The sequence below is a fragment of the Mesorhizobium sp. M7A.F.Ca.CA.002.09.1.1 genome, assembly GCF_003998555.1.
Taxonomy (GTDB): domain Bacteria; phylum Pseudomonadota; class Alphaproteobacteria; order Rhizobiales; family Rhizobiaceae; genus Mesorhizobium; species Mesorhizobium ciceri.
On the sequence record NZ_RZRR01001015.1, the window covers coordinates 1 to 1818 of the forward strand.

The 1818-nt window shown below is 64.2% G+C and carries 1 protein-coding gene; it reads left to right on the top strand.

What is annotated here, in order from left to right; genetic code table 11:
* The coding region (locus EN994_RS29635; protein ID WP_164746330.1) for a ribonuclease E/G at nt 1-1818 on the top strand (1818 nt) is incomplete at both ends.

Sequence of the window (1818 nt, forward strand, 5' to 3'; positions counted from 1 at the left end):
GACATCTCGCACACGTCCGAGATCATTGAACATGCGGCTGATTCGTCCGAACATGCCGATGCGTCCGAGCATGGCGAGGATTCGGCCGAGCAGGACGAAGGCGAAATCCGCGAAGGCGGCCCGACGTCGATCGCCGCCTCGGTCGAGGCCGATGTGATTTCCGAAGCCGTCCCGCTGGCCGAACAAGGCAGCGAAGCGACCTCCGGCGACAATGATCGCGGCATGCTGGAAGAAGTGCAGTCCTCGCATCCGGACGATCACGAGGTCGAATCGGTCGGCGCCGAGGATGCGCTGGAAGAAGTGCGCAACCGCCGCAAGCCGGTGCGCCGCCAGTACAAGATCCAGGAAGTGATCAAGCGCCGGCAGATCCTCCTGGTGCAGGTCGTCAAGGAAGAGCGCGGCAACAAGGGCGCGGCGCTGACCACCTATCTGTCGCTGGCCGGCCGCTATTCGGTGCTGATGCCGAACACGGCGCGTGGCGGCGGCATTTCGCGCAAGATCACCAGCGCGGTCGACCGCAAGCGGCTCAAGGAGGTCGTCGCCGATCTCGAAGTGCCGCAGGGCATGGGCGTCATCCTGCGCACCGCCGGCGAGAGCCGCACCAAGGCAGAGATCAAGCGCGACTACGAATATCTGATGCGGCTTTGGGAAAATGTCCGCAATCTCACCTTGCAGTCCACGGCCCCTGCCCTGGTCTACGAGGAAGGCAGCCTGATCAAGCGCTCGGTGCGCGACCTCTACAACAAGGATATCGACGAGATTCTTGTCTCCGGCGAGGAAGGCTACCGCGAGGCCAAGGACTTCATGCGCATGCTGATGCCGAGCCACGCCAAGGTGGTTCAGCCGTTCCGCGACACGACGCCGATCTTCGTGCGCAACGGCATCGAGGCACAGCTCGACCGCATGCTGCAGCCGCAAGTGACGCTGAAGAGCGGCGGCTACATCATCATCAACCAGACCGAAGCGCTGGTTGCCATCGACGTGAATTCGGGCCGCTCCACCAAGGAGCACTCGATCGAGGACACCGCGCTCCACACCAATCTGGAAGCGGCCGAGGAAGTCGCGCGTCAGCTAAGGCTGCGCGATCTTGCCGGCCTGATCGTCATCGACTTCATCGACATGGAGGAGAACCGCAACAACCGCTCCGTCGAGAAGCGGCTGAAGGATCACCTCAAGAACGATCGTGCGCGCATCCAGGTCGGCCGTATCTCGCATTTCGGCCTGATGGAGATGTCACGCCAGCGCATCCGCGCCAGCGTGCTGGAATCGACCATGAAGCCTTGCCCGCATTGCGGCGGCACCGGCCATGTGCGCTCCGATTCGTCGGTCGCGCTGATGGTGGTGCGGGCGATCGAGGAATTCCTGCTCAAGGATTCGCGCAGCCACATCACGGTGCGGACGCCGGCGGCGACAGCACTCTACGTGCTCAACCACAAGCGCGGCACGCTGGTGGAACTCGAAAGCCGCTTCGGGCTGACGATCACCGTCGAGGCCGACGATTCGGTGGGTTCGCAGCACTATGCGATCTTCCGCGGCGCGTTGGCTGAAAAGCCGGAAGGCTTTGTCGAGGCGCGCAGCTTCCCGGCCTATGTCGAGCCGGACGAGCCCGAGGATGAGATTGCCGTCATCGAGGAAGACGACGAGGCGCCGATCCAGGCAGAACAGCCACGCCAGCAGCCGCAGCAACAGCAGCCGCGGCCCGCTGCCGGTGGTGAGGAAGGCGAAGGCCGCGACCGCAAGCGCCGCAAGCGTCGGCGTCGGCGTGGCGGCAAGGATCGCGATCGCGAACATGGCGCCCCTGCGGACGGTGCTTCCGTC